2 protein-coding genes are annotated in these 2295 nt (G+C 68.5%); both read left to right on the top strand.

Annotated features, from left to right (window positions below; genetic code table 11):
- Positions 1–634: NAD-dependent epimerase/dehydratase family protein (locus tag A5622_RS00015; protein ID WP_156749325.1), on the top strand; the 634-nt coding region annotated here is incomplete at its 5' end.
- A gap of 9 nt (positions 635–643) precedes the next feature.
- Positions 644–2284 carry a carbamoyltransferase C-terminal domain-containing protein gene (locus tag A5622_RS00010; protein WP_066875873.1) on the top strand — a complete coding sequence of 547 codons (1641 nt, stop codon included), beginning with the start codon at positions 644–646 and terminating at the stop codon, positions 2282–2284.
- Positions 2285–2295: the final 11 nt, after the last annotated feature.

Here is a 2295-nt window from a genome sequence, read left to right as displayed (position 1 = left end):
GGTGTACGGCGACCCCGAGGTGCACCCCCAACACGAATCATATTGGGGCAACGTCAATCCGGTGGGACCGCGCAGCGTCTACGACGAAGCCAAGCGGTACGCCGAAGCGCTCGCGTTCGCCCACCGCCGCCTGGGCCGCGTTGATGTCGGGGTGGCACGCATCTTCAACACCTACGGGCCGGGCATGCGTGCCGGCGACGGACGGATGGTTCCGTCGTTCTGCTTCCAGGCGCTGCGCGGTGACCCGTTGACCGTTTCGGGCACCGGCCTGCAAACACGGTCGTTGTGCTACGTCGACGACACCATCGCTGGGTTGCTCGCGCTGGCGCACAGCGACTTCGGCGGACCGGTCAACATCGGCAACCCCGACGAGCTCACCGTCCTGGCGGCCGCCGAACTGATCCGCGACCTCGCCGGCAGCACGTCGACGATCCTGTTCACCCCGCCGGCCACCGATGATCCCCAACGGCGGTGCCCCGACATCACGCTCGCCCGCGAGCGCCTGGACTGGCAACCGACCGTCGACTATCGCACCGGGTTGAAGACCACCGTGGACTGGTTCCGCGCCACGGCCGACGCTTCCGAGGAATCCGGTGAGGAGCTCGTCCCGGCCGCTGATCGACGCACCCGGTAGGAGGAAGCAGTGCGAATTCTCGGTGTCAACGCGGTATTTCACGACCCCGCCGCCGCCCTGGTGATCGACGGCCAGGTGGTGGCGGCCGCCGAAGAGGAACGCTTTTCCCGGCGCAAGCACGGTAAGCAGGCCGTCCCGTTCGCCACCTGGGAGCTTCCCGTCGCCGCCATCCGGTGGTGTCTCGAGCACGCCGGCGTCGCCGCCGAAGAGATCGATGCCATCGGCTACTCCTACGACCCGGCGCTGATGTACGACGAGCCGGTCGATCCCGCCGGACTCGACAAGGATTGGGAATACCTGCGCACCCTGTACGCCGAGCGCGCGCCCGGGTTTCTCAAAACCGCGCTGCCCGGCCTCAATCCCGCTGTCGTACAGCACGTCCGCCATCATGTCGCACACGCCGCGTCGACGGCGCTGGCCTCCCCGCATCCCGATACCGCCGTGTTGGTGGTCGACGGGCGCGGGGAACGCACCTCGATGCTGGCCGGTGCCTATCGCGACCAGAAGCTCGACGTGCTGGCCGCCCAACAGCTGCCGCACTCGCTGGGGTTGCTGTACGAAAGCCTCACCGAGCACCTGGGTTTCGTGCGATCCAGCGATGAGTACAAGGTGATGGCCATGGCGTCCTACGGCCGGCCATGCTTCGCCGACCAGCTTCGCGACCGGGTATACGCCTGCGATGACGGCGGTTTCCGCACCGAACCGATCGACTGGGAGCGCTTGGCGCCGCGGCGCCGGGCGGATGCAACGGAGCTGGACCCGGTGCACGCCGATCTGGCGTGCAGCGTGCAGCTGGTCATCGAGGAGGTGCTGCTTGATCTCGTTCGCTGGCTGCGCGCGCGTACCGACGGTGACGCGCTGTGCCTGGCCGGCGGTGTAGCGCTGAATTGCGTTGCCAACAGCCGCATTTACGCCGAGGGCGGTTTCGGGCGGGTGTGGGTGCAACCGGCGGCCGGCGACGCGGGTACCGCGCTGGGGGCCGCATTGAGCCTGGCCGCATCGTTTCACGAGCCGATCACTCCGATGCCCACCGCACAGCTGGGTCGCGGCTGGTCCGAGGAACGGATGAGGGCCGCGCTCGACGACGCCGCCGTTCGCTATGAACGCCCGGACGACGTGGCGACCGCGGTCGGTGACGCACTGGCCAAGAACCAGTTGATCGGATGGTTCCAGGGCCGCGCGGAATTCGGGCCGCGGGCCCTCGGCGGGCGCTCGTTGCTCGCCGATCCGCGCCACCCCGCCAACCTGGAGCGCCTCAACGCCGTCAAGGGACGCGAACAGTTCCGGCCCGTCGCGCCCATGGTGCTGGCCGAGCGGGCGGCCGAGATCTTCACTCGCGGGCCGCTTCCCAGCCCGTACATGCTGTTCGTCCACGACGTCGCCGAAAACTGGCGGGGCCGCATCCCCGCGGTCACCCACGTCGACGGCACCGCGCGAATCCAGACCGTCGACAAGGCCGAACACCCGCTACTGCACGCGACGATCAGCCACTTCGCCGAACACACCGGAGTTCCGGTGGTGGTCAACACCAGCTTCAACACCGCCGGGCGACCCATGGTGGACACACCGCGCGACGCGCTCGAGGTGTTCGGCAGTTCACCGATCGACGTGCTGGCCCTCGGCCCCTACCTGGTCAGGCGGTACCTGTGATGCCCGAGTAC

Origin of the sequence: Mycobacterium sp. 1245801.1 (assembly GCF_001673055.1) — a bacterium.
GTDB lineage: Bacteria > Actinomycetota > Actinomycetes > Mycobacteriales > Mycobacteriaceae > Mycobacterium > Mycobacterium europaeum_A.
Note: the sequence above shows the minus strand (reverse complement) of the source record. Positions and strands in the feature narration are given on the sequence as shown.